The organism is Ramlibacter agri (assembly GCF_012927085.1).
GTDB classification, from domain to species: domain Bacteria; phylum Pseudomonadota; class Gammaproteobacteria; order Burkholderiales; family Burkholderiaceae_C; genus Ramlibacter; species Ramlibacter agri.
This window is the reverse complement of sequence record NZ_JABBFX010000001.1, coordinates 2640952-2666250: the sequence shown is the minus strand read 5'-3', so window position 1 is coordinate 2666250 and position 25299 is coordinate 2640952. Positions and strand designations below refer to the sequence as shown.

Genomic DNA, 25299 nt, shown 5'->3' with positions numbered 1-25299 from the left:
CACGCGCTTGTGCTAGGAGCTTTAGCGAACCACGACCTTGCCGGCCATGCCGGCTTCCAGGTGCCCGGGCTGCAGGCAGGCAAACTCGAACTCGCCGGCCTGGGTGAAGCGCCAGACGATTTCACCGCTCTTGCCGGGCGCCACGCGGGCCATGCTGGCATCGGCGTGGTCCATGCCCGGATGCTTCTTCATCATCTCCGCGTGCTCCTTCAGGACCGCCCTGGTTCCCAGCACCATCTCGTGCGGAAGCTTGCCGTCGTTGCGGACCACGAAGCGCACCGTCTGCCCCTTCTTCACGGTGAAGGTCGCGGGCAGGAAGCGCATGCCGTCGTTCATGCCGACCTGGATCGTGCTCGACACCTGGGCGGGGTCGCCCGGCTCGCCGAACGCGGTCCGATCATGGTCGTCGCCGTGGGCCGACGCGATGCCGGCTGCGGCCATCAGGGCAGCAGCCAGCGCTGGGAGAACGTGTCGTGCAGTCATGGATGCATCCTGCACCTTGCCTCCGTGGGAAAGTCAAGCGCTCAGCGTCCCCGCACCTGCACCGACGTGAACGAGACCTCGGTGTACACGGTGCAGGCCGGACGCTCGGCGCGCAGATGCTGCACCTCCTCGCCCAGCTCCTCGATGCGCAGCAGGTAGCGCGCCAGCAGGCCGGTGGTGAACAGGTCCAGGTCGAAGGCCTTGCGCTGGCGGTTCGCCTCCTTCAGCGCCAGCGCCGTCCTCGTGTCCAGCTTCGCGGGCAGCAGCTGGTAGCCCACCAGTTCGCGGACTTCCGACTCCTGCATGCCGCTGATGTGCGCGAAGTCCTTCGCCGCCAGGACGCGGTCGTCGTCGGCCGCCAGGTGTTCCATTACGCTGCTCATGACTGCCGCTCCTCCTGGCTCCTGCGCGCATCGAATTTGCTCACCTTCGCGAGCTCTTCGAACAGCTTGCGTTCCTGCTCGGTCAGCTTGGCCGGCACGTCGACGTAGATCACGGCATAGAGGTCGCCGCGCGTGGTGGCGTTGCCCAGCCCGCGACCGCGCAGGCGCAGCTTCTGCGCCGAATGCGTGGACGGGGGCACCGTCAGCAGCACGTCGCCATCCAGCGTCGTCACGGGGACTTCCGCGCCCAGCGCAGCTTCCCAAGGCGCGAGCGCAAGATCGAAGTACAGGTCGCGACCATGCACGCGATAGCGCGAATGCGGCAGCAGGCTCACGTGCACGTAGATGTCGCCATCACGGCCGCCGTTGCGGCCCGGGCTGCCCTTGCCGCGCAGGCGCAGCTTCTGGCCTTCGGTGACGCCCGCCGGCACGGTCACCTGCAGGGTCTGCGGTCCTTCGGGGCGCTGCAGCTGGAGTTCGAGCGTCGTGCCGCGGTGCGCGTCTTCCAGGCCGATCTGCGCGGCGACGTCGAAGTCCTGGCCGTCGCGCGGCATGGCGTGCCGTGGACCGGCCCGGCCGGCGCCACCGCCTCCGCGCAATGCGTCCAGCAGGTCCGCGAGGTCCAGGTCCTCGAAGCCCTGGAAGCCACCGGCGCCACCGCCGCCGAAGTGCTCACGCCAATCCGGCGGCGCCGTGAAGTCCTCGCCGGAGCGGCGCTGGCCCAGCGCGTCGTAGGCCGCGCGCTTTTCCGGATCCTTCAGCGTGTCGTAGGCCTCGCTGAGCTCCTTGAACTTCGCCTCCGCATCCGTCTCCTTGGAGACGTCCGGGTGGTATTTGCGAGCCAGCCGGCGGTACGACTTCTTGATCGTGTCCGCATCGGCATCGCGCGGCACTTCGAGTGCCGCGTAGTAGTCCTTGTACTTCACGCATCCTCCGCTTGGGCCGGGGTGCCCTCATCATAGGACCGCACGCGCCGCAACGGTGTCATCGAAAGGCCCGGCGAGAAACTCGGGCCCGAGCTCGCCGCACGATCGCGCCCCCAGCAGCCCCAGCGCGTCGTGCGCTTCCTGGTGCAGGATCTCCAGCGCGCGCAGGACGCCCTCCGTGCCCGCCGCGCACAAGCCATACAGCGGCGCCCGGCCCGCCAGCACGGTGTCGGCACCCAGCGCGATGGCCTTCAGCAGGTCGGTGCCGCGCCGCAGGCCGCCGGTGACGTGCAGCGCGATGCGGCCCTGCGTGATCTGCCGCGCGGCCGCCACGAGGTCCAGCGCGGAGACGGTCCAGTCCAGCTGGCGGCCGCCGTGCGAGCCCAGCACCACGCCGTCGACGCCGGCATCCAGCGCGCGACGCACATCGTCGAGCTGCAGGATGCCCTTGACGAGCAAGGGCCGCTTCCAGCGCTGGCGGATGCGCTCGACGTCCTGCCAGCTGAGCGACTGCGGCTGGTGGTCGCGGATCCAGAACGCCGTTTGGAAGAAACCGCGGTGATCTTTCGGGATGAAATCGACCACGTTGGGAAAGCCCGGAAGCCCGTGCGGCCACAAGGTCGAAGCGAGCCAGCGCGGATGCAGCGCCGCGTTCGCCGCCGTCGACACGGTGGGCATCGTGCGCGTCGCCTGCGCACGCGTCGACCACTCGCGGTTGCCGAAGATCTGCGCGTTGGTCGTGAGCAGCAAGGCTTCGCAACCCGCGGCGTCGGCGCGACGCAGCAACTCCTGCCACACCTCGTCGCCGCCGAACACATACAGCTGCCACCAGTGCCGCAGCCCGGGGATGCGCGCGATCTCTTCGAGCCTGTCGTTGGACATGGTGCTCTGTGCGAACGGCACGCCGAAGCGCGCGGCGGCCTGCGCCAGTTCGAGATCGCCATGGCGGCGGAACAAGCCATTCAAGCCGGTGGGCGCGATCGCCAACGGCATGGGCGCTGGCTTGCCGAGCACATCGGCTTGCAGCGTACGCTGCGAGACATCCACCAGCTGCCGCGGCGTGAAGCGCCAGCGCGCATAGGCTGCGCGCTCGGCGCGCAAGCTCGCCTCTTCTTCGGCGCCGCCTTCCAGGTATTCGAGCACGAAGCGTGGCAGCCGCCTGTGCGCCATGGCGCGCAAGTCCTCCACGGTTACGGCCCGCTGCAGGTTGCTTCCGGTGTAGTAGCGCCGGCGCGGCGAGCCATCCAGCTGGGCGACGGAGCTGCGGTGGGTCACCTTGCGAGTGTCCCGCGGCCGCGGCGGCGGCCGTGTAGGGCAATGGCGCGGACACCGGCTGCGGGCCGAAACATACCGCGCGTCGCACTCGCTGACCGCCCCCTGACCCGGCTGTTTCCAGGGCGCGGAAGGCATGCAGAATGTTCTCCCGTCCCGCTACATCGCCGACGCCGCACCAGTGCTTCCCTCCTCAATCCTGGATCGAGAGACGAGTCTTCCCGCGACCACGCCGCGCCATCTCGTGCTGTTGCACGGCCTGGCCAGCAGCCCCAAGGAATTCGCCTTGCTCTCGCATCCGCTGCGCCGGCACGGCGTCGTGTTGCATGCGCCGGAGATCCCGGGCTACAGCCAGTCTTCGCTGTCATCGGCTGCCCGCTGGCAGGACTGGCTCGCAAGCGCGACCGGCCTGGTTGAAAGCATCACGCAGCGCCACGGACCGGTGGTGATCGGCGGACTCTGCACCGGTGCCGTGCTCGCACTTGCGATCGCGGCGCGTGGCGAGGCGCGCGGGGTTCGCGGGCTCGCCCTGCTCTCGCCCCTTCTTGCCTACGACGGCTGGGGCCTGCCCTGGTGGTACCGCTTCCGCTCGCTGGCTTACCTGCTGCGCCTGGAGCGCCGCTTCTTCATGGAGGAGCGGCATCCCTACGGCCTCAAGAACGAGCGGCTGCGGCAATGGGTGCGCCAGCAGATGGCCAACGGCGACGCCACGCTGGCCGGACCGCCGCGCGTGTCCTTGCAGGCGGTGCGCGAGAGCGAACGCATCTCCAGCCACGCCGCGGATTGGCTCGCCGGCCTGGCCGTCCCCACGCTCGTCGTGCATGCGCGGGAGGACGAGATCTGCAGCTTGTCCAGCGTGCAGGCCGCGGTGTCGCGGGCGCCTCGCCAGCTGCTGGAAATGACGGTGCTGGAAGACAGCTATCACATGATCACCGCGGACAACGACCGCCAGCTCGTGGCCGCGCGGCTGGCCGCTCACGTCGCAGCGTGCGCAGGGACAGAAAGCCGCACGCCTGCCGTCGCGGCGGGCTGAAGACACTCATCGGAGGAAACCCATGGACACGATCGAAACCCTCAAGCAGATCATTCACCGCGAGTTCGAAGTGCCGCCGGCCGACGTCGACCCGGATGCGCCCTTCGCCGACTACAACCTCGACTCGCTCACGGTCGCCGAACTGCTGTTCGCGGTGGAAGACGAGTTCCACGTGCAGGTGCCGGATGAAGCCGCCACGACCGTCACGAACCTGCGCGGGCTCGCCGGGCTGCTGGACGAGCTCTGCGCAGCGAAGGCGGCGTAACCTTGGCCGCGCCCGCTGAGCGCATCGCCGTTGCCGGCATGGGGATCGTCAGTCCCCTCGGCAATTCCGTGGACGCCGCCTGGGCCCGCCTGCTGCAAGGCGAGAGCGCGTTCGAGCGCATGCAGTGCGAAGGCTTGCCGGACCTGCCGGTGGCGCGTGCGAGTTTCGACGTCTCGCCTTACCTCGGCAAGCTGCAACAGGTCGGCACCGAGCGCGTCAGCCAGATGGCGCTCGTGGCCGCGCGGCAGGCGATGGCCGATGCAGGCCTCGCGTCCTGGGCCGAGCCCGAACGCGTGGGCCTCTACGTCGGCACGGGCATGGGCGGTGCGGCGACGATGGACGCCGGGTACGCGGCCCTGTACGGCGGCAGCCGCATCCACCCGCTCACCGTGCCCGCGGGCATGGTCAATGGTGCGGCGGCGGTGATCGCGCTTCACACGGGGGTGCGGGGTCCGGTCCTGACCTATGCGGTGGCCTGCGCCTCCAGCGCCGTCGCGATCGCCGAGGCCGCCCATGCGCTGCGCCGCGGCGAGGTCGACATCGCGCTGGCCGGCGGCGCCGAAGCGCTGCTGGTGCGCGGAACGCTGGCCGCGTGGCACGCGCTGCGCGCCCTGGCGCCCGCGGACGAGGCCGACATCGCGCGCAGTTGCCGGCCCTTTGCGCGCGAACGCAGCGGCCTCGCGCTGGGCGAAGGTTCCGCCTTCCTGGTGCTGAAGCGCGAGAGCGATAGCGCCGGCGATTCCCGCGCGCCCCTGGCGTGGCTGGCGGGGAGCGCCATGCGCTGCGATGCCGTGCACCTCACGAATCCCGACGCCCGCGGCCAGGCGGCCACGCTGCGCGCAGCTCTTGCAGCCAGCCAGCTCGCGCCGGCGGACATCGGTTACTGCAATGCGCACGGCACCGGCACCGTGGCCGGCGACCCGGTGGAATGCGAGGCGCTGCGGCAGGTCTGGGGCGATGCGGCACCCGGTCTCGCTTTCAGCTCGACGAAGGCGGCCCATGGCCACCTGCTGGGCGCGGCGGGCGCGCTGGAAGCGGTGTGGACGGTGCAGGCCTTGCGCACCGGCGAACTGCCGCCTACGCATGGCCTCGCCGAGATCGACCCCGCCTGCGCGGGTCTCGGGCATGTGCTGGGCCCTGGCATGCGCAAGCCCGGCTTGCGCCATGCCATCAGCAATTCGTTTGCCTTCGGCGGCAGCAACACGGCGCTGGTCTTCAGCCGGGCTTGAGCACCGTCAGGCTCGCGCAAGCAGGTGCCCAAGGAAGAGGCACCGTGTCGGAAGCCAATGCCGGCGCGGCTTGCGCGCGTGTTGCACATGCTTGTCCACAACGTTCTCCACGTGCGCTGTGGGAAGCGCCGGGAGGCTGGTGTGTTAAGGGAAGGAGCTTCCGAAAACCCTTGGCCGCAAAAGAAAATTGTTGCCGTCAGTGACACGCAAGCAGCTGCCCAAGGAACAGGCACCGTGTCGGAAGCCAATGCCGGCGCGGCTTGCGAGAGCTCTGCACATGCTTCTCCACAGCGTTCTCCACGGGACCTGTGTGAAAGGCACGAGAGCCCGTTGTGCTAGGGCCGCTGCAAGGTTGAAACTGGCGTCCTCGACCGCATATGGCCACTTCCATGAAGACCCTGCCCTTCCATCCGGCCGTCTCCGCCTGGCTGGAGGGCCGCTTCGGCCAGCCCACGGAAGTCCAGGAGCAGGCCTGGGCCGTCACCTCGCAGCGCCGCCATGCGTTGATCGCCGCGCCCACGGGCTCCGGCAAGACGCTCGCGGCCTTCCTGTCGGCCATCGACGAACTGGTGCGCGAGGGGCTGTCCACCGGCCTCAGCAACGAAGTCCACGTCCTCTACGTCTCGCCACTGAAGGCGCTGTCCAACGACATCCGCAAGAACCTGCAGGAGCCGCTGGCCGGCATCAGCGCACAGTTGGCCGCGCAAGGCTTGCCCGACCCCGGCATCCGCAGCGCCGTGCGCACCGGCGACACGCCGCAGGCCGAGCGCGAGCGCATGCGCCGCGCGCCGCCGCACATCCTGGTGACGACGCCGGAGTCGCTGTACATCCTGCTCGGCTCGGAGTCGGGCCGGGCGATGCTGAAATCCGTGAAGAGCGTCATCGTCGACGAGCTGCATGCGGTGGCCGGCAGCAAGCGCGGCTCGCACCTGATGCTGTCGCTGGAACGGCTGGAAGCGCTGTGCACGGCGCCGCCGGTACGCATCGGCCTGTCCGCCACCGTGAAGCCGCTGCAGGAGATGGCGCAGTTCCTCCTGGGCCAGCGCGACGAGCCCATCGCCATCATCGACGCCGGCCACATCCGCGAGCGCGACCTCGCCATCGAAGTGCCGCGCTCGCCGCTGGGCGCGGTGATGCCCACCGAGGTCTGGGCCGAGCTGTACGACCGCCTCGCCGAGCTGGTCGTGCAGCACCGCACCACGCTCATCTTCGTCAACCAGCGCCGCACGGCGGAGCGCGTGGCGCGCCACCTGGCCGAGCGCCTGGGCGAAGAGCACGTCACGGCCCACCACGGCAGTCTCGCGCGCGAGCACCGGCTGAATGCGGAACAACGCCTCAAGCAAGGCGAGTTGAAGGCGCTGGTAGCCACCAGCTCGCTGGAGCTGGGCATCGACATCGGCGACATCGACCTCGTCTGCCAGATGGGCTCGCCGCGCGCCGTCAACGCCTTCCTCCAGCGCGTGGGCCGCGCCGGCCATGCGATCGGCGCCATCCCCAAGGGCCGCTTGTTCCCGCTGGCACTGGACGACCTGCTGGAGTGCACCGCCCTGCTCCACGCCGTGGACCGCGGCGAGCTCGATCGCATCCGCGTGCCCGAGAAGCCGCTGGACGCGCTGGCGCAGCACGTCGTCGCCGAAACGGCCTGCCGCGAATGGCCGCTGGATGCGCTGTACGAGTCCCTCAAGCGCGCGCAGCCCTATCGCGCGCTCACGCTGCACGAATTCGAGCAGGTGGTGCAGATGCTGGCCGACGGCTACAGCACCCGCCGCGGCCGCCGCGGCGCCTACCTGCACTACGACGCGGTCAATCGCATGCTGCGGGCCCGCAAGGGCGCGCGCCTGGCCGCCGTCACCAACGCCGGCGTCATCCCCGACCAGTTCGACTACGACGTCGTGCTGCAGCCCGAGGGCCACAAGGTGGGCACGCTCAACGAGGACTTCGCCTTCGAGAGCCTGCCCGGCGACATCTTCCAGTTGGGCAACACCTCCTATCGCATCGCCAAGATCGAAACCGGCAAGGTGATGGTGGAAGACGCCAGGGGCCTGCCACCCTCCATGCCCTTCTGGCTGGGCGAGACCCTGGGCCGCAGCGACGAACTGTGCGAAGCCGTGTCGCGCGTCTGCGAAACCGCCGACCGGCTGCTGGCCGACGGCGGCGTGCCGGCCTGCGCAACCTGGCTGCGCGATGCGCTGCACCTGCCGCTGGCCGCGGCGGAACAGCTCGCGCTGTACCTGGCCTCGGCCTGGCAGGCACTGGGCGTGCTGCCCAGCCGCCAGCACATCGTGCTGGAGCGCTTCTTCGACGAGGTCGGCGACACGCACCTGGTGATCCACTCGCCCTACGGCTCGCGCATCAACAAGGCCTGGGGCCTGGCGCTGCGCAAGCGCATGTGCCGCAAGTTCAACTTCGAACTGCAGGCCAGCGCGCTGGAGGACAGCATCGTGCTGTCGCTGGGGCCCACGCACAGCTTCGCGCTGGAAGAAGTGCGGCATTACCTGAAGTCCGCCACTGCGCGCGACGTGCTGGTGCAGGCGCTGCTGGACGCGCCGATGTTCGGCACCCGCTGGCGCTGGAACGCCACGGCCTCACTCGCGGTGCGCCGCATGAACGGCGGCCGCAAGGTGCCGCCGCAGTTCCAGCGCTCCGACGCCGAAGACCTGCTGACGGTGGTGTTCCCCGACCAGATCGCCTGCGCCGAGAACCTGGTGGGCGAGCGCGAGATCCCGGACCATCCGCTGGTGGCGCAGACCTTGCACGACTGCCTGCAGGAGACCATGGATGCCGAAGGCTTCGTGGCGCTGCTGAAGCGCATCGAGGCCGGCGAGGTGGAGGTCAGCACCCGCGAACTGGCGACGCCTTCGCCGCTGTCGCACGCCATCCTCAACGCGCGGCCCTTCGCCTTCCTCGACGACGGCGCGGCGGAAGAGAGGCGCACCAAGGCGGTCCGCACGCAGCCCATTTCGGAGCTGCAGTCGGCGCAGGACGTCGGCCGTCTCGACCCGCAGGCGATCGCGCAGGTGCGCGAGGATGCCTGGCCGGAAATCGAAAGCGCGGAGGAACTGCACGACGCGCTGGTGGTGCACGGCTTCCTCGCCGTGGACGAAGCGCCGCAACTGGAGTTCGCGCAGGCGCTGGCGCAGCAGCGGCGCATCACGCGCCTGCAGACGCCCGCAGGCGCGCTCTACGTGGCTGCGGAGCGCCTGCACGAGATGCTGGCTGTGTTCCCGGGCGCGCTGCTGTCCCCACCGATTGCTGCCGTGAACGGCACGCAGCCCACGCGCGAAGATGCCCTGCGCGAACTGCTGCGCGGCCGCCTCGACCTGCTCGGGCCGGTGACGGCCGAAGCGCTGGGCGCGCCGCTGGACCTGGGCGCGGACGAAGTACTGCCCGTGCTTTTCACGCTCGAAGCCGAAGGCGCGGTGATGCGCGGCGCCTTCACGTCGCCGCTCGCCAGCGAATGGTGCGACCGCCGCCTGCTGGCCCGCATCCACCGCCTGACGCGCGACAAGCTGCGCGCGGAGATCCAGCCGGTGCCGCCGGCGCAGTTCCTGCGCTTCCTGTTCCAGTGGCACCAGCTGGCCGGCAGCGAAGGCGACGAGCGCCGCCAGGGCGAAGCCGGCCTGGCCGACGTGCTGCGCCAGCTGGAAGGCCATGCCGCACCTGCGGGCGCCTGGGAAGAAGACCTGCTGCCCGCGCGCGTGGGCGACTACCAGCCGGCGATGCTGGACCGCCTCTGCGCCGTCGGCCGCGTCGCCTGGTGGCGCCCGGCCGAAGGCGGCGAGGCCGCCGCGCGCAAGTCGGGCCCGATCCGCGGCACGCCGGTGCTGCTGTGCGAGCGCGACGCGATGCCGCACTGGCAGCAGGCCGCCGGCGCCACGCCGGTCGACGAGTCCGTGCTGTCCGGCCCCGCCCGCGTCGTGCTGGACCTGCTGCGCCAGCATGGCGCCAGCTTCTTCCCCGACCTGCAGCGCGACGCGCGCATGCTGGGCACGCAGGTGGAACAGGCGCTGTCGGAACTGGTGGCGCATGGCCTCGTCACCTGCGACTCCTTCGCCGGCCTGCGCACGCTGGTGATGCCATCGGACAAGCGCAACAAGCTGCGCCGCAGGAACCGCGACCCCATCGACGATGCGGGCCGCTGGTCGCTGACGCGCAGCCCGCGTCCGGTGGAGCCCGTGCCGGGCGCGCTGGCCGCGCCGCACGTGGAGCACATCGCGCGCGTGCTGCTGCGCCGCTACGGCGTGCTGTTCCGCAAGCTGCTGGAGCGCGAGGAAGGCCTGCCGCCCTGGCGCGAGCTCTATTACGTGCTGCGCCGGCTGGAAGCGCGCGGCGAGGTACGCGGCGGCCGCTTCGTCAGCGGTTTCTCCGGCGAGCAGTTCGCGCTGCCCGAGGCCGCGACGGCGCTGCGCAGGATTTCCAGGACGCCGGGCCGCGAGCGCGTGGCCATCTCCGCGGTCGACCCGCTGAACCTGGCCGGCATCCTGACGCCGGGCGAGAAAGTGCCGCGCCTGCCCGGCAACCGCCTGCTGTTCGAAGGCGGCGTGCCGGTCGCGGTGCAAAGCGGCGGCGACGTCCGCTACCTGCAGGCGCTGGAGCCGGCGGCGCAGTGGGAAGTGAAGAATTTGCTGATCCGGCGCCAGCAGCCGGCCAGTTACATCCTGCCGCCGCCGGGGCTTTCCTGAGGCCTCCTAAAATGCGCGTCCCCCACCCAACAACGCGCAGCAACTTCCCGCATGGACCTGGTCGTCAACGAAGAAATCAAAGCCTACATCGAACCCTTGACGCCGGACGAGTACCAGGCCCTGGAGCGCAGCATCCTGGCAGAGGGCTGCCGTGACGCGCTGGTGGTGTGGGGTGACGTGCTGGTCGACGGCCACAACCGCTACTCCATCTGCCAGAAGCACGGCCTGCCCTTCCAGACGGTGCAGAACACGCGCTTCCAGTCCATCGAGGACGTGTACCTCTGGATGATCGACCAGCACCTGGGCCGCCGCAGCCTGTCGGACTTCCAGCGCGGCGTGCTGGCGCTGCGCAAGCGCGAGATCGGCGCCGAGCGCAAGGCGCGGCAGCAGGCCGCGGTGCCCGCGCCCGCCGAGGAAGCCGCGCCGGCGCCCGCGGAAGCCACGCCGGCCGAAGTGCCCGAGACGCGCGAAGCGCTGGCCCGCGCCGCGCGCCTGAGCAGCGCGCAGGTGATGCAGATCGAGAAGATCCAGAAGAGCGCGGCGCCCGAAGTGGTGGCCGCGGTCAAGGCCGGCACCATCTCCATCAATGCAGCGGCCACGGTGGCCAGCCTGCCGCTGGAGGAACAGGTGGCCGCGGCCGCCGCCGGCAAGGAAGAACTGAAGGAAGCGGCCAAGCGCGTGCGTGCGGCGCGCAAGAAGCCGGCGGCCGAAGAACCGGCAGCCGAGACGGAAGAAGCAGCAGCGCCCGTCCCCGAGGAATCGGTCGAGACGCTGCGCCAGCGCATCGCCACGCTGGTGGCCGAGAACATGGCGCTGCGCGAGCAAGTGGCACGCCTGCAACGCGAAAACGCCGAGCGCGCCGAATCCTGATCCTGGTTACGCCTCGCGCGGCGCGCGGACGCTACGCTTGCGCGCAATGACAGGAAGTATCGAAAACCGGCGGCATTTTTGCCTGGCCGCCGTAGCCATCGCAGCCCTTGCCTTCGGGCCCGCCGCGCACGCACGCAAGAGCCCGCTGGAAAAGGCCGTCGAATCCGCGGTGGAAAGCGCGCTGGAGCCCGGCTCCACCACCGTGGCCGGCACCGGCCAGGTGGAATTCGCCTTCTCGCCGCGCGAAGGCGCCGAAGGGCTGGTGATCAAGGCGATCCGCTCCAGCCGCCACGACATCCGCATGCTGGCCTACGCGCTGACCAGCGCGCCCATCGTCGAGGCGCTGATCGCCGCGCACAAGCGCGGCGTCGACATCGCCGTGGTGGCGGACTACAAGGAAAACATCAAGGCCGACCGCAGCGGCAAGGCCCATGCGGCGCTGAGCGCGCTGGTGACCTCCGGCATCGCGGTGCGCACCATCGACGTCTACGCGATCCACCACGACAAGACGCTCGTCATCGACGGCGCGACGGTGCAGACCGGCAGCTTCAACTACACGCAGGCGGCGGCCAAGTCCAACAGCGAGAACGTCATCGTGCTGTGGAACAACCCGCAGCTGGCCCGGGGCTACCTCGCCCACTGGGAGCGCAACTGGAAGCAGGGGCGCGCTTTCGAGCCGGCGTACTAAGCCGGTCCGTTCGACATGTCCTGCACCGCCGTCTGCGGCAGGTGCAGCAGCAGCCGGCCGAGGAAGGCGTCGGCCGCGGCCGACAGCGGCCCCTCGGCCTGGCCGCCCAGCGGCGGCGTCAACGCTTTCGGACGTCGAACGCTTCGGCCACTTCCGGCGGCTCGAAGAACGAGGAGATCTGGGCGAACTGCTCCGGCGTGAGGTGGTGCGAGCCTTCGGGCCGCTCCGCGTTGCGCCGGACTATCTGTTGCAGGCAAGCCGCATCCGTGCGCTCGACGTAGTGCAGCATGTGCTGCACATCGGCCTCGTCGATCACCGAACGGAACCACGCGCGTGACGCGCGGTTGTTCGCGGGGAAGTCCAGCACCACGCTGCGCCCCGAGCGCAGCAGCTCCACGACCAGCGGCCCGACCACGGTCTTCAGGCGCCGGGACAGCCGGACGTAGTCATCGAAAGTCTGCAGCTGGTCACCGTAGAGGCGCGCCATCCAGACGTCTTCGCTGATCAACATGGCGCCTTCGGCTTGCGCGAGCCCCTGGGCCAGCGTGCTCTTGCCGGCGCCGGCCTTGCCGCAGAAGAAATGCAGAGTAGTCTCGGACATCCGCCCATTGTCATGAATAACCTGGAACTCTTCGCCGACGCGCCGCGCCGCACCGAGATGATCGGCGCGCAGGCCTGCGTGCTGCGCGGCTTTGCGCTGGACCACGTGGATGCGGTGCTGGCGGCGCTGGACGGCATCCTGCAGGCCGCGCCGTTCCGGCACCTGGTCACGCCGGGCGGCTTCACCATGCAGGTGGCGCTCACCAACTGCGGTTCGCTGGGCTGGACTTCGGATCGCCGCGGCTACCGCTACACGGCGCAGGACCCGCAAAGCGGCCAACCGTGGCCGGCGATGCCCCACGCATTCCTGCAGCTCGCGCGCGCTGCCGCAGCGGCGGCCGGCTTCGAAGGCTTCGCGCCCGACGCCTGCCTGGTCAATCGCTACGCGCCGGGCGCGCGCCTCAGCCTGCACCAGGACCGCGACGAGCGCGACTACGGCGCGCCCATCGTGTCGGTGTCGCTGGGCATGCCGGCCACCTTCCTGTTCGGTGGACTGGCGCGGACGGATCGCACTGCCAAGGTGCCGCTGCAGCATGGGGACGTGGTCGTCTGGGGCGGCGAAGACCGCCTGCGTTTCCACGGCGTGTCGCCGGTGAAGGATGCGCCGCATCCGCTGCTTGGCAGCCAGCGCATCAACCTCACCTTCCGCAAGGCGGGGTGATCAGCGCAGCCAGCGGTCCACCACCCGGTCGTACTCGCCGGTCGCCTTGGCCAGGTGCAGCCACTGGTCCATCCAGGCCTTGAAGGCGGCGTCGCCGCGCGGCAGCAGCCAGGCCATCTCGCCGTACTGCAGCGGCTTGTCCGGGTTCACCGCGCACAGGCCCGGGCGCGCCTTGGCCTGCGCGATGGTCTCCACCGACTCGGAGATCATCACGTCGGCGTGGCCCTTCAGGATCTCGTCGAAGATGGTGGTGTTGTCGTTGAAGATGACGATCTTCGCGTTCTTGAAGTTGGCCCGCGCGAAGCGCTCGTTGCTGCCGCCCGGGTTCTCGATGACGGTCACTTCGGGCTTGTCGATGTCGGCGACGGTCTGGAACTTCTTGACGTTCTCGCACTTCGTGATCGGCGCCTTGCCGTTGACCATGTAGGCGTCGGTGAAGAAGGCGGTCTTCTGCCGGTCCAGGGTGACCGAGATGCCGCCGATGGCCACATCGCACTTCTCGACGAAGTCCTTCATCAGCGTGGGCCAGCCGGTTTTCACGATCTCGACCTGCACGCCCAGCGCCTTCGCGGCCGATTGCACCAGGTCCACGTCCAGGCCTTCGAAGCTGCCATCCGGCTTGGCCAGGCTGAAGGGCTTGTAGTCGCCCGGCGTGCAGACGCGCAGCTTGCCTTGCTTCTGCACCGCGTCGAGCCGCGAGGCGTCCTGGGCAAGCACGCAGAAGGGAAGGACCAGGGCCGCGAGGGCGGCGAGAACACGGGCAAAACGCATGGCGGGATGTCTCCGGTGTTGTGGGCCGGGCCATTGTAGGAACACCAGGCGCATCCCGCCCGCCGGTTTCAATCCGCGGTGATCTTGCGCGTCTCGATCAGCTTCTTCCAGCGCAGGGACTCGCGGCCCTGGAACTCGGTGAATTCCGCCGGCGAGTTGCCGACGATTTCCATGCCCTGGTCGGTGAAGACCTTGGCCACCGCGGGATCGCGCACTGCCGCGACGGCGGCTGCGGCAAGCTTTTCCTTGACGGCCGGCGGCAGGCCCTTGGGCGCGACCAGGCCCTGCCAGGAATAGACCTCCGCGCCCTGCACGCCGGCTTCGGCCAGCGTCGGCACGTCGGGCAACACCGGCGAGCGCTTGCTGCCGGTGACGGCGATCGCGTGCAGCTTGCCGGCGCGGATGTAGGGCAACACCGCGTTGACGTTCTGGAACGAGTAGTCCACCTGGCCGCCCAGCAGGTCGTTGATGGCGGGCGCGCCGCCCTTGTAGGGCACGTGCAGGCCGTCGGTGCCGGTCTGCTGCCAGAACAGTTCGGCCGACAGGTGGTCCGAGGCGCCGTTGCCGGAACTGGCGAAGGGCACCTTGCCCGGCCTGGCCTTCAGTTCCGCGATGACGTCGGCGACCGTGCGCGCCTTCTTCTGCGGCGCGGCGACCAGCACGTTGGGCGCCTGGACCGGAATGGTGATGTAGTCGAAGTCGCGGGTGGCGTCGTAGCCCAGGCCCTTCTGCAGGTGCGGCGTGATCACGTAGGTGGCGAGCGAGGACACCATCAGCGTGTAGCCGTCGGGCGCCGCGCGCTTCACCTGCGACGCGCCGATGGCGCCCGTCGCGCCCGGCCGGTTGTCGACCAGGAAGGTCTGGTGCAGGCGCTGCGTGAGCTGCTGCGCCAGCGCGCGTGCCACGGTGTCGGTGGACCCGCCCGGCGGGAAGGGCACGATGACGGTCACCGGCCGTTCGGGCCAGGCGGTCTGGGCGCCGCAGGCGAACGCGGCACCCAGCGCCAGCAGCGCTGCGATTGTTCTGATCATTGCTTGCTCCCTTCAAGGCGGTGACGAGTGACAGATGATTCATTGTCCGAACCGTCCCGCGAACCTGTCAATGGAATCCAGAACTTGTCAAACAACCCAGGCGATTCACTCCGCACCGGAAGTCAGCAGGGCCGGCACCTCCTGCTGCAGGAGCCCGAGCAGCCGCTGCGCCACCGGTGACAAGTAGCCCTCCCGGCGGGCCGTGACGCCCAGCTCGCGGCGCAGCAACAGCAGCGAGGGCTGCACCTCGCGCAGGCGCGCCCTCCGCTCGCTGGCGATCGCGTGGCGCGGCACGAAGCTCAGGAGGTCCGTGCTCGCGATCAATTGCGGCAGCAGCGGCACCGAGTTCGCTTCGATCTGCACGCGCGGCGCGGCGAGCCCGCGCGCGCTGAAGGCGGCGTCCAGCCATTGCCGGCTCGGCGTCTCCGGCTTGGGCAGCACCCAGCCGTGCTCCAGCAGCATCGGCAGCGTGACGCGCCTGGCCTTGAAGATCGGGTGGCCGCTGCGTGCCGCCACGACGACTTCGTCGACGGCCAGCGGATGCCGCACGAAGTCGCCGTCCTTCTCCGGCGGCAGCAGGCCGACGACCAGGTCCAGCCGCTTCTGGCGCAGTTGCTCCAGCAGGTCGAAGCTGGCCCCCAGCTCGATGCTGACCTGTGCCTGCGGCGCCTGTTCGAGCAGGAGCCCGCACACCTTCGACAGCAGCGAGCCCACGGTGACCGTGCCGCTGCCGATCCGCACCAGGCCGGCCAGGCCCTGGGAGAAATCCGCGACGTGGCGCAGCGCCTCGTCGGCGGAGACGCGCAGTTGGCCGGCCTCCCGCAACAGCACCTGGCCCACCGGGGTCAGGCGGACCCCGCGGCCGGACTTTTCGAACAGCGGGCTGCCCACCGTCTGCTCCAGCCTGCGGATGGCCTTGGTCAAGGCCGGCTGGCTGCGGGCAATGGCCTCCGCGGCGCGCCCCAGGTGCTCCGCCTGCGCCGCGATTTCGAAGTAGCGCAAGTCCCGCAGGTTGAGTTCCATTCCAAACTTCCAGTTATCGGTTGGGGAATATTAGCGAATGGACAGTTAAGCATCGCAAGCGGAGCATCCGGGCCCATGGACGCCACGATCCCCTTGCAGCAGCAGAGCGCGAGCCGCGCGCCGGCCGGCATGCTGGCCATCTGGCACGACGTCGCGCCGGGGCAGGCCGCGGCGGTGCGCGACTGGTATGCGCGCGAGCACCACTTCGAGCGGCTCGCGGTGCCCGGCTTCCTGGACGCCCGCCGCTACGAGCGGGTGGCCGGCAACGGCGCCGAATTCTTCGGCAGCTACCGGCTGGCCGCGCCGGCGGTCCTGCGCAGCGCCGCCTACCAGGCGCGCGTGGATGCGCCGACGCCCTGGACCCGCGAGGCGATGCGCCAGTTCCGCAACATGTGCCGCACCGCCTGCACCATCGCGGCGGAGGCCGGACGCGCCCGGGGCGGCCACCTGGCCACCCTGGCCGCGTCGGATGCGAGCGAGCTCGAGGATGCGGCAGGCCTGTGCGAGCGCCTGCGCGCGCTGGCCGGCGTGCTGCGGGTCACGGCCATCGCCGCCGAAGCTGGCGAGGCGACTCCGCCCAGTACCGAACTCGCGTTGCGCGGCCGGCCGGACGCGCAGGTCCGTTGGGCCCTGCTCCTCGATGCCGACAGCCAGCAGGCCGCGGAAGACGCGCTGCTCGCCGCCCAGGACGCCACGGCGTGCCGCCGCCCCGCGCAGTTCGCCGTCTACCGGCTTTGCTTTTCCGCCCGCCATCCCCAGTGAGACCCTGCCCTTGGAACACCTTCGCATCATCCTGAAAAACCATACGAACCCCGCCTATGGCGGCGCCCTCGTCGGCGCGCGGCAGGTTGCGCAGCGGCTGGGCTGCACCATCGACCACCGGGCGCCGGCGACGCCCGACAGCCCGCAGGAGCAGTCCGCGCTGGTGGACGAAGCCATCGCCGAGCGGCCGGATGCGATCGTGCTGCTGCCGGCGCATGCGACGGAGGTGAACGGCGCCATCGCGCGCGTGAACGCCGCCGCCATCCCGCTGGTACTGTTCGTGAGCGAGCCCAGCACCGGCCACTGGGCAGGCTTCATCGGCTCGGACGACACGCGCATGGCGGCCTCGCTGGCGCACCACGTGTTGCGCCGGCTGCGGCCCGACGCCAGGGTGGCGTTCATCGACGGCCACCCGGGATCGATCACCACACCGCAACGCCGCCGCGGCTTCGAGCAGGCGCTGGCGCAGTACCCGCGCATGCGACTGGTGGACACCGCCTGCGGCTACTACCAGCATGCGCCAGGCCGCGAAGCGGCGCTGCAGTTGCTGGATCGCCAGCCGGAGCTGGACGCCATCCTGTCCGCCAACGACCTGATGGCGATGGGCGCCCTGGAAGCGCTCGCCTCCCGCCAGCGCGCCGTGGCGCTGGCCAGCATCAACGGTACACCCGACGCGATCGCCGCGGTGCGCGCGGGCCGGCTCGTCGCCACCGCCTCCTTCAACACCCACCGCTTCGGTTGCCTCGCCGTCGAAATGGCCTTGCGCCACCTGCGCGGCGAGCGCGTGCCGCGCCGCATCGACCTCGTGCCGGACCTCATCGACGCCGGCAATGCGGCCGACTGGGACCAGCCCTACGAGCAGCGCTCGTGCCCCGATTGGGACCAGACCGTAGCCAGCGCCGCCGAACCCGCCGCGGCCTGAGCCCCCGATTCATTCACTCAAAGAGAGACATTCATGCGTTTGAAAGACAAGGTCGCGTTCATCACCGGTGCAGGCGCCGGCATAGGCGCGGCGGCCGCCCTGCGCTTTGCGAGGGAAGGTGCAGCGGTCGTCGTCGCGGAGCTCGACGCGGCGCGCGGCCGCGACGTGGCCGAGACGATCGTGGCCGCCGGCGGCCAGGCCAGGTACGTGCATTGCGACGTGACGGACGAGGCCTCGGTGGAACAGGCCGTCGCCGAAGGCACGGAGGCTTTCGGCGGCCACCTCGATATCCTCTACAACAACGCCGGCGGCTCCACGCCGCACGACGACATGGTGACCGTGGTGGACATGGCCGAATTCTGGCGCTGCATCAAGCTGGAGCTGCTGGGAACCTTCCTGTCCAGCCGGTTCGGCATCCGCCAGATGCAGAAGGCGGGCCGCGGCGGCTCGGTGATCAACACGGCCTCCTACAACGCGACGATCGGCACCGCCGGGCGCGACTGCTATACCGCGGCCAAGGGTGCCGTGATCGCGTTGACGCGTTCGATGGCGGTGGAGTACGCGCCCGACGGCATCCGGGTGAACTGCATCGCGCCCGGCGTCGTCATCAGCCCGCGCATGACGCGGTTCCAGCAGGACTTTCCGAACCACCGCATCTTCGACAAGAAGAATCGCCATCACCGCCCCGAAGTGCCGTCGCACCTTCTCGGCATGATCGAGATCGAGGACCTGACCCATATGGCGCTGTTCCTGGCGTCCGACGAATCGCGCCGCGTCACCGGGCGCATCGAGCTGGTGGACAGCGGCGCGACCGCTTCCTGAGCGGCAAACAACGAGGAGACAAGACATGCAGCAGAACCGACCCATCGCGCGGCGCCTGTTCCTGGCCACCGGCCTGGCCGCCACCTGCGGGGCTGCGCTGGCGGAGAGCGCCGCGGGCTACCCCAGCAAGCCGATCCGCCTGATCGTGCCCTTCACGCCCGGCGGCGGCTCCGACGCCGCGGCCCGCTTCTTCGGCGACAAGCTCGCCGATGCGCTCGGCCAGCCCGTGGTGGTGGAGAACAAGCCGGGCGGCAACAGCGGCTCGATCGGCACGGCGCTGGTCAAGTCCGCGCCGGCGGACGGCTACACCATCCTCCTGGGCAGCACCGCACCGCTCGTGACCAACGTGGTGATGGTGAAGGAACTGCCCTACGACGCCGGCAAGGACTTCAAGCCGGTCGCCGGCCTGACGAAGAACACCACGGCGATCGTGGTGCCCGCGAACTCGCCGCACCGCACGCTGGCCGACCTGGTGGCCGCCTCGCGCAAGGACCCGAAGCTGAACGCGGGAACGGCGTCCGCGGGCTTCCAGCTGGCCGCGACCTGGTTCGCGAGCACGGCGGGCTTCCGCTTCACGCACGTGCCCTACAAGGGCCTGAACCAGGCCTTGACCGACCTCGCGGGGGGCAACCTCGATTGGGCGATCGTCGACCTCGCCGGCGCCACGGCGCTGCTGCAGGCCCAGCGCATCCGCGCGCTCGCCGTCACCGACGACGACCGCCATCCCTTCTTCCCCGCCGTGCCCACCGTGCGCGAAAGCGGCTATCCGCAGTACGTCTACAACACCTGGACCTCGTTCCACGTGCGCGCGGACACGGCGGACGACATCACGCGCAAGCTCGTCGAGGCCACGCTGAAGGTCTTGAAGTCGCCAGCCGCCCTCGAATACGCGAAACGAGCCGGCACGCCGCTGCTGCCGCTCGGACCGGCGGATTTCGCGAAGTACCAGCGCGAGGAGGTGGAACGCTTCCAGAAGGTCGCCGACGCCGCCGGCATCAAGGCGGAATGAGGGCCACGCCTTGAGCAACGTATTCCTCGCCAACGTCGCCGACATCGACTGGCTGCAGTATCCGGGCCACTTCGGCGGCGCGCTGTCGAAGCCGCTGGTGGCGCCCGAGACCTGCCGGTCGCGGCGCATCGACCACCGCATCTCCTGCTATGCCCCGATGGCCCGGGTGGAGGACCACGCCCACGAGGTCCAGGAACAGGTCTACCACGTGCTGGAAGGCGAAGGCCTGCTCACGCTGGACGGCCAGCGCCACGTGATGCGCCGGCACGACTACGTGTTCGTGCCGCCGGGCGTGCGGCACGGTTTCCGCAATACCGGCACGGTGCCGCTGGTGTTCCTGGTGATCACCACGCCCGTCACCGACCAGGAGGTTCCGCTCTGATGGCCCCCGAACTGCTTTCCTGCCGGCTGCTGCTCGCCGGCACCTGGCAGGACGGCTGCGACAGCAGTCCCGTCCTCGACAAGTTCCGCCAGGTCCCCTGGGCCCTCGCGCACCTGCCCTCGCGCCAGCAGGTGGGCGCCGCGGTTGCCCACGCCGAGGCGTCATTTCGCGCCAGCCAGCTGGATGGCTACTCGCGTGGTGCCATCCTCGAGCGCTGCGCCGCCATCATCGAGGGCCGCGGCCAGGAGCTCGTCGCCGTCATGCAGGCGGAAGCCGGCTTCACGAGCCACGACGCGGCCAACGAGGTGCGCCGGGCGGCCATCACGCTGCGGCTGTCCGCCGAAGAGGCCCGGCGCTTCGGTGGCGAGTTCGTGCCGATGGAGGGCGCGCCCGGCCAGGGCGGCCGCATCGGCTTCACGCTGCGCGTGCCGCTGGGCGTGGTGTGCGCCATCACGCCCTTCAACGCGCCGCTGAACACCGTCGTCCACAAGGTGGCGCCGGCGCTGGCCGCCGGCAACGCGGTCGTGCTCAAGCCCTCGCTGCACACGCCGATGACGGCCTGCATCCTGGCCGAAGCGCTGCTCGAGGCCGGCCTGCCGGCCGGGCTGCTCGCCGTGCTCCACGGCGGCGCCGCCGTCGCGCAATGGCTGCTGGACGAGCCCGCCGTGCGCTTCTATGCCTTCACCGGCAGCACCGACGCCGGCCGCGCCATCCAGCAGCGCGCCGGGCTGCGCCGCACGCAGATGGAGCTCGGCTCGATCGCCCATTGCATCCTATGCGACGACGCCAACTTCGGCACCGCGCTGCCCAGGATCGTCAACGCCGCCTACCGCAAGGCCGGACAGGTTTGCACCTCGGTGCAGGTGCTGCTGGTGCAGCGCCCGCGCGTGGCCGAGGCCGAGCAAGCCCTGGCACGGCTGGTCGCGGACCTGCCTTGCGGCGATCCGAAGCAGCCGGGGACCGTGGTGGGTCCGGTCATCACGCAAGCCGCGGCCGAGCGCATCGACGACTGGCTCGCCCAGGCGATTGCCCGGGGGGCGCGGCGTCTCGCCGGCGGGCCCCGCCACGGCGCGGTCGTGCCGCCGACCTTGATGGCCGACGTGCCGGCCGACACGCCGCTGGGCTGCCAGGAAGTGTTCGGCCCCGTGATGTGCATCGCGCCCTTCGACACGCTGGACGAAGCCATCGCACGCGTGAACGCCACGCCCTACGGCCTCGCCACCGGCATCTTCACCAACCGGCTGGGCGACGCGCTGGCGGCCGCCCGCCGGCTGGAAGTCGGCGGCGTGCACGTCAACGAAACCTCCAGCTCGCGCATCGACCTCATGCCCTACGGCGGCTCCAAGGACAGCGGCTTCGGCCGCGAAGGACCGCAGCACGCCGTGCGCGAAATGAGCGAAGAACGCATGGTCACCCTGCTGGCCCCCTGAACCGCATCCCGATGGAACTCCCCATGACCAACATGAAAGGCGGCGAGCTGATCGCCGAATACCTCGTCCAGCAGAAGGTGCCGTATGTCTTCGGCATCTGCGGCCACGGCAACGTCGGCATGCTCGACGCGCTGCACCAGGTGCGCGACCAGGTCAAGCTGGTATCGCCGCGCCACGAGCAATGCGCCGGCCACATGGCCGACGCCTACTTCCGCGTCAAGCACCAACCCGTCGCCACCCTCACCTCCACCGGACCCGGCAGCGCGAACATGGTGATGCCGCTGGCCACCGCGCTGTCGGACTCCTCGGCTTTCCTGGCCATCACCGCCAACGTGCCGACCTCACAGGCCAACCGGGCGCCATTCCAGGAGCTGTACGCCCACAACCAGTCGGACTTCGCGCAGGTGCTGCGGCCGGTGGTGAAGCGCAGCTTCCAGCCCAGCCGCGTCGACATGCTGCCGCTCGCCCTGCGCCAGGCCTTCGACACCATGGTCACGGGCCGGCCGGGTCCCGTGAACCTGGACATCCCGTACAACGTCTTCCAGGAAGAGGCGGAGGTCCAGGTGCCGCCGCCCTCGCACCGGCATGGCGGCCACCGGCCAGGCGCCAGCGAGAGCGACCTCGCGGAGGCAACGCGCCTGCTGGCGAAGGCCCGGCGTCCCGTGCTTTTCATCGGGCACGGAGCCACGCTGGCCAACGCCAGCGAGGAGCTGACCGCGCTTCAGCAGCAATTGGGAATTCCCGTCATCACGTCGCCGAACGGCATGGGTTGCGTCCCCGCGGACGACCCGCTGACGCTTGGTTTCATCGGCCGCAACGGCGCCTACCCGGCGAACCAGGCCGGCCGGTACGCGGACCTCGTGGTCTGCATCGGCACCCGCTTCGACGACCGGTCTTCATCGACCTGGCAGCCGGGCTACTCCTGGAACTTCCCCGAATGCGCGCTGATCCACGTGGACATCGACCCGGCGGAGCTGGGGCGCAACTACCCGCCCACGCTGGGCATCATCGCGGACGCCAAGGTCTTTGCGGGGCAATTGCTGCACGCGGTGCAAGCGGGCGACCAGGTGCGGCGCGGCAACTTCGCCGCCTGGCGCGAACAGGTGGGCGCATGGCGCGCGGAATGGGAGGCCTTCGTCCGGCCGAACTTCGAGGCCATCACCACGCCGCTGCGCCCCGAATACGTCGTCGGCGCGCTGCAGTCCGTGCTGCCGCAGGACGTGATCCTGGCGCTCGACTCCGGCGTCCACCACAACTGGTTCATGCAGTTCTGGCAGCCGCAGCGCGCGCAGAGCATGCTCAATAGCTGGGGCTATTCGTCGATGGGCTTCGGCGTCTGCGGCGTCCTTGGCGCGCAGCTGGCCGCGCCGGAGCGTCCGTGCGTGGCGGTGGTCGGCGATGGCGGCTTCATGATGGCCCCCTACGTCGTCGCGACGGCCGTGGAATACGAGCTGCCCTGCGTCTGGGTGGTGTGGAACAACTTTGCCTGGGGCGCCATCCGCGACCTGCAGTACGGCCTGTTCGACGGGCGCGAGATCGGCACCGGCTTCTACAAGGGCACGCAGGGTCCTGGCGGAGAGCGCTACAACCCCGACTTCGCCGCCTGGGCCCGCGCCTGCGGCGCCGACGGCATCACGGTGACCCGCAGCGAGGATCTGCGCGGCGCGGTCGAACTGGCCGTGCGCAACCGCCGGCCCTGCGTGATCGACGTCCACGTCGATTCCGAGGTACGGCCGCCTTCGACCGGCACCTGGCAGCTGCCGCCGATTCCCTACAAGGAACCGGTGTTCGGCCAGCCACGGCGGGGCTGAGCGGGGCTAAAGGGTCGCGTCGAACGCCGGAAGCGGGCATCCGCTATGCTTCCCGCAGTGATCCGTTGCTCCCTTCCGGCCCTCGCGGCCTGCGTCTCCTTCCTCTCCACTTCCGCGCACGCCCAGTCCCTGCCCGGAGGCGCGGAGCTGGGCATGACCGTGCCGCAACTGCAGCAGGCCGTGCCGGGCCTGCGTCCCGTCCCTCATCCCGCGCGACTGGCCGGCGGCCTGGTGGGCGGCTGGGCCGGCCCCGCCATCGACGTGGCCGGGGTTTCGCTGGCCCCGACCTTCTTCCTCGCCGAAGGCCAGCTGCGGCGCGTCGAGTACTTGGCCGCGCCCGGCGGCTTCGACGCCCTGCTCGCCTGGGGCCGCGCCGCCTGGGGCCCCGAGCTGGCCTCGCAAAGCCCCGAGGGCGCGTACGCGACCTGGACCAGCGGCGACCTGGATGCCTACCTGCAGCAGTCCGGCAGCACCGTGCGCCTGGTCCTGAAGCGCCGCGTCGTCAAGGACGACAGCGAGCTCTGAGCGCATGGGGGTCGCCTCCGGCTTCGTCACCTACTGCGCGGAGCTGCTCGCCGGCGCGGGCACGGTGCGCTCCCGGCGCATGTTCGGCGGCTACGGCCTCTACGTCGACGACGTGTTCGTGGCCATCATCAGCGGCGAGACGCTGTACCTGAAGGTCGATGCCCAGACCCTGCCCCGCTTCGAAGCCGAAGGCTGCCGGCGCTTCGAATACACCGCGCGCGGCAAAACGCACGGCCTGGGTTTCTGGACGGTCCCGCCGGAGGCGATGGATTCGGCGCGCCTGATGCAGCCCTGGGCCCGGCTGGCGGTCGAAGCGGGGCTGCGGGCCCGCCGGCTGTAACCACCGGTTGCAAAACCCCGGCTTCCCTCCTGCGTGCCGGCCCCCTAGGATGGGCTGGCAAGCAAGGGGAGAAGAACAATGGAATCGATCTGGCCCGACGACACGGGAGACGAGTTCGCGCGCCGGCGCGCGGCCGTGCAGCAGAGCCTGCACGCACGCGGGGTCCGCCGGCTGGTCCTCACCTCCACCGAAGCCATCTACTACCTCACCGGCGCCACCTACGAGCCGCTGGAACGCCCGGTCTTCCTGATCGTCGACGCCGAGTGGACCGACTACAAGCTGCTGGTCCCGCTGCTCGAACGAACGCACCTGGAGAAGGCCTGGGGCGTGCGGCCCGCCGGCATCCTCACCTACCGCGAATACCCGGCGCCCAGCGGCGAAGGCTGGGCCGACCGCATCCTGCCGCTGCTGGACGCGCGCTTCCTGTTCGAGCCCGGCACGCCATTCGAGATCGCCGACCACTTCGTCCGCTCGCGCGGCAAGCCGGTCGACGTGCTGGGAGCGATCCGCCTCGTCAAGTCGCCGTGGGAGATCGAGCAGATCAAGCGCGCAGCGAAATATGCGGACTGGGGCCTGCAGAAGGTGCTGCAGGCCAGCTACTACGGCGCGACGGTGGCCGAGGTGTACGCCGCCGCCAGCGTCCTGCAGCGCAAGGTGATCCGCGAAGTGCCGGACTACGACGCGCTCGCCAGCAAGTCCATCTGCGCGCCCTGGCCCGCGCCGCTGTCTTCCGAGCCCCATTCGGTGCCGCCGCTGCGCATGAAGCTGGAGCGCGGGCCGCACGTGGCCCTGGCGCTGACGCGCGTGAACGGCTATGCGGCCGAATGCGAGCGCACCTTCTTCACCGCCCCGCCCCTCCCCGAGGAGCGCGAGCGCTTCGAGCTGATGCGCGCCGCGCGCCGGCTGGTGGCGCGCCATGCCCGCCCGGGGGCGTCCTGCCATGAACTCGATGGCGCGGTGAACCGCTTCCTGGAGGAAAAGGGCTGGACGCCCGCGCTGCGGCTGCACCGCGTCGGCCACGGTTTCGGCCTGGGCAACCACGAGCCGCCCTGGCTCGCCGAAGGCAGCTCCGACGTGCTGGCGGCCAACATGGTGATCTCGATCGAACCGGGGCTGTACCAGACCGGCGTGGGCGGCTATCGCCACTCCGACACCTTCCTCGTCACCGACGACGGCGTCCAGCGCCTGACCCATGCGCCCGATACGCTGGAAGCGCTGACCCTGCGCAGCCGCTCGCTGAGCCACCGCGTGCGGGCCGTCTTCGTGCAGCGGGCGCTGGGCACGCATTCGGCGCCCGTGCGCGGCGTGCACGTGCAGACCCGCGCCTCGGGCGTCGCGGCGCCGCCCGCCTGAGCCAGGCGAGCCCCCGGGCCAGGCCG

At 70.3% G+C, this 25299-nt stretch carries 26 protein-coding genes; 17 read left to right on the top strand and 9 right to left on the bottom strand.

Annotation, left to right across the window (positions count from 1 at the left end; translation table 11 throughout):
• Positions 1-21 precede the first annotated feature (21 nt).
• The 4 genes from HHL11_RS12895 to HHL11_RS12880 are packed head-to-tail and all read right to left on the bottom strand — an operon-like array spanning position 22 to position 3067.
• Entirely contained in the window at positions 22-483 is a 462-nt protein-coding gene (locus HHL11_RS12895; RefSeq protein WP_169418765.1) for a cupredoxin domain-containing protein, read from the bottom strand.
• A 41-nt stretch (positions 484-524) separates the two neighbouring features.
• A complete protein-coding gene (locus HHL11_RS12890) occupies positions 525-866 on the bottom strand; it encodes a hypothetical protein (RefSeq protein WP_169418764.1) in 342 nt (113 codons plus the stop codon).
• Entirely contained in the window at positions 863-1792 is a 930-nt protein-coding gene (locus tag HHL11_RS34825; protein WP_169418763.1) for a DnaJ C-terminal domain-containing protein, read from the bottom strand. Before HHL11_RS34825 ends, HHL11_RS12890 begins: the two co-directional genes overlap by 4 nt.
• A gap of 30 nt (positions 1793-1822) precedes the next feature.
• Positions 1823-3067, bottom strand: coding sequence for an alpha-hydroxy-acid oxidizing protein (locus tag HHL11_RS12880; RefSeq protein WP_205964269.1), 1245 nt, complete (start codon positions 3065-3067; stop codon positions 1823-1825).
• Positions 3068-3200: 133 nt separating this feature from the next.
• Between HHL11_RS12880 and HHL11_RS12875 the strand changes: the two genes are divergently transcribed.
• The 6 genes from HHL11_RS12875 (at position 3201) to HHL11_RS12850 (ending at position 11831) form a co-directional block, all read left to right on the top strand.
• Positions 3201-4097 (top strand): alpha/beta hydrolase, encoded by an 897-nt coding sequence (locus HHL11_RS12875; protein WP_169418761.1) that lies wholly within the window; start codon positions 3201-3203, stop codon positions 4095-4097.
• A gap of 22 nt (positions 4098-4119) precedes the next feature.
• The gene (locus HHL11_RS12870) at positions 4120-4362 is read left to right on the top strand and encodes an acyl carrier protein (RefSeq protein ID WP_169418760.1); all 243 of its coding nucleotides are present in this window, start codon (positions 4120-4122) and stop codon (positions 4360-4362) included.
• 2 nt (positions 4363-4364) lie between these two features.
• The gene (locus HHL11_RS12865; protein WP_240980066.1) at positions 4365-5591 is read left to right on the top strand and encodes a beta-ketoacyl-[acyl-carrier-protein] synthase family protein; all 1227 of its coding nucleotides are present in this window, start codon (positions 4365-4367) and stop codon (positions 5589-5591) included.
• A gap of 389 nt (positions 5592-5980) precedes the next feature.
• Positions 5981-10273, top strand: a complete 4293-nt coding sequence (locus tag HHL11_RS12860; RefSeq protein WP_169418759.1) for a DEAD/DEAH box helicase — start codon at positions 5981-5983, stop codon at positions 10271-10273.
• Between the two features lie 51 nt (positions 10274-10324).
• Positions 10325-11143, top strand: a complete 819-nt coding sequence (locus HHL11_RS12855; RefSeq protein WP_169418758.1) for a ParB N-terminal domain-containing protein — start codon at positions 10325-10327, stop codon at positions 11141-11143.
• 46 nt (positions 11144-11189) lie between these two features.
• Complete coding sequence (locus tag HHL11_RS12850; protein ID WP_240980065.1) at positions 11190-11831, top strand: phospholipase D family nuclease; 642 nt, start codon at positions 11190-11192, stop codon at positions 11829-11831.
• Here HHL11_RS12850 and HHL11_RS34630 read toward each other — a convergent pair.
• Positions 11828-11953, bottom strand: coding sequence for a hypothetical protein (locus tag HHL11_RS34630; RefSeq protein ID WP_281068670.1), 126 nt, complete (start codon positions 11951-11953; stop codon positions 11828-11830). The two genes, HHL11_RS12850 and HHL11_RS34630, sit on opposite strands and share 4 nt — an antisense overlap.
• Positions 11950-12432: a P-loop nucleotide/nucleoside kinase family protein gene (locus HHL11_RS12845; protein ID WP_169418757.1), complete on the bottom strand. Its 483-nt coding sequence runs from the start codon at positions 12430-12432 to the stop codon at positions 11950-11952. Before HHL11_RS12845 ends, HHL11_RS34630 begins: the two co-directional genes overlap by 4 nt.
• A gap of 12 nt (positions 12433-12444) precedes the next feature.
• Here HHL11_RS12845 and alkB point away from each other — a divergent pair, with 12 nt between their 5' ends.
• The gene (alkB, locus tag HHL11_RS12840; protein WP_169418756.1) at positions 12445-13092 is read left to right on the top strand and encodes a DNA oxidative demethylase AlkB; all 648 of its coding nucleotides are present in this window, start codon (positions 12445-12447) and stop codon (positions 13090-13092) included.
• Here alkB and HHL11_RS12835 read toward each other — a convergent pair whose 3' ends face one another.
• The 3 genes from HHL11_RS12835 to HHL11_RS12825 all read right to left on the bottom strand — a co-directional run bounded on the left by HHL11_RS12835 (position 13093) and on the right by HHL11_RS12825 (position 15917).
• Positions 13093-13863, bottom strand: coding sequence for a transporter substrate-binding domain-containing protein (locus HHL11_RS12835; protein ID WP_169418755.1), 771 nt, complete (start codon positions 13861-13863; stop codon positions 13093-13095).
• A 68-nt stretch (positions 13864-13931) separates the two neighbouring features.
• Positions 13932-14894, bottom strand: a complete 963-nt coding sequence (locus tag HHL11_RS12830) for a Bug family tripartite tricarboxylate transporter substrate binding protein (RefSeq protein ID WP_169418754.1) — start codon at positions 14892-14894, stop codon at positions 13932-13934.
• 105 nt (positions 14895-14999) lie between these two features.
• On the bottom strand, positions 15000-15917 hold the full coding sequence (locus HHL11_RS12825; protein ID WP_169418753.1) for a LysR family transcriptional regulator: 918 nt from the start codon (positions 15915-15917) through the stop codon (positions 15000-15002).
• 75 nt (positions 15918-15992) lie between these two features.
• Here HHL11_RS12825 and HHL11_RS12820 point away from each other — a divergent pair, with 75 nt between their 5' ends.
• From HHL11_RS12820 to HHL11_RS12775, 10 genes are all read left to right on the top strand, one after another.
• Complete coding sequence (locus tag HHL11_RS12820; RefSeq protein ID WP_169418752.1) at positions 15993-16679, top strand: hypothetical protein; 687 nt, start codon at positions 15993-15995, stop codon at positions 16677-16679.
• 10 nt (positions 16680-16689) lie between these two features.
• Complete coding sequence (locus HHL11_RS12815) at positions 16690-17601, top strand: sugar ABC transporter substrate-binding protein (RefSeq protein WP_169418751.1); 912 nt, start codon at positions 16690-16692, stop codon at positions 17599-17601.
• 33 nt (positions 17602-17634) lie between these two features.
• Positions 17635-18423, top strand: a complete 789-nt coding sequence (locus HHL11_RS12810) for an SDR family NAD(P)-dependent oxidoreductase (protein ID WP_169418750.1) — start codon at positions 17635-17637, stop codon at positions 18421-18423.
• A gap of 25 nt (positions 18424-18448) precedes the next feature.
• Positions 18449-19432, top strand: a complete 984-nt coding sequence (locus HHL11_RS12805) for a Bug family tripartite tricarboxylate transporter substrate binding protein (protein ID WP_169418749.1) — start codon at positions 18449-18451, stop codon at positions 19430-19432.
• A 10-nt stretch (positions 19433-19442) separates the two neighbouring features.
• Positions 19443-19814 carry a cupin domain-containing protein gene (locus tag HHL11_RS12800; protein ID WP_169418748.1) on the top strand — a complete coding sequence of 124 codons (372 nt, stop codon included), beginning with the start codon at positions 19443-19445 and terminating at the stop codon, positions 19812-19814.
• Positions 19814-21244 carry an aldehyde dehydrogenase family protein gene (locus HHL11_RS12795; RefSeq protein WP_169418747.1) on the top strand — a complete coding sequence of 477 codons (1431 nt, stop codon included), beginning with the start codon at positions 19814-19816 and terminating at the stop codon, positions 21242-21244. The genes HHL11_RS12800 and HHL11_RS12795 overlap by 1 nt, the downstream gene beginning before the upstream one ends.
• A 23-nt stretch (positions 21245-21267) precedes the next feature.
• A complete protein-coding gene (locus HHL11_RS12790) occupies positions 21268-23055 on the top strand; it encodes a thiamine pyrophosphate-binding protein (protein ID WP_169418746.1) in 1788 nt (595 codons plus the stop codon).
• A 153-nt stretch (positions 23056-23208) separates the two neighbouring features.
• Complete coding sequence (locus tag HHL11_RS12785) at positions 23209-23580, top strand: hypothetical protein (protein WP_240980064.1); 372 nt, start codon at positions 23209-23211, stop codon at positions 23578-23580.
• 4 nt (positions 23581-23584) lie between these two features.
• Entirely contained in the window at positions 23585-23920 is a 336-nt protein-coding gene (locus HHL11_RS12780) for a TfoX/Sxy family protein (protein ID WP_169418744.1), read from the top strand.
• Positions 23921-23998: 78 nt separating this feature from the next.
• On the top strand, positions 23999-25273 hold the full coding sequence (locus HHL11_RS12775) for a M24 family metallopeptidase (RefSeq protein ID WP_169418743.1): 1275 nt from the start codon (positions 23999-24001) through the stop codon (positions 25271-25273).
• The last annotated feature ends 26 nt before the right edge of the window (positions 25274-25299 follow it).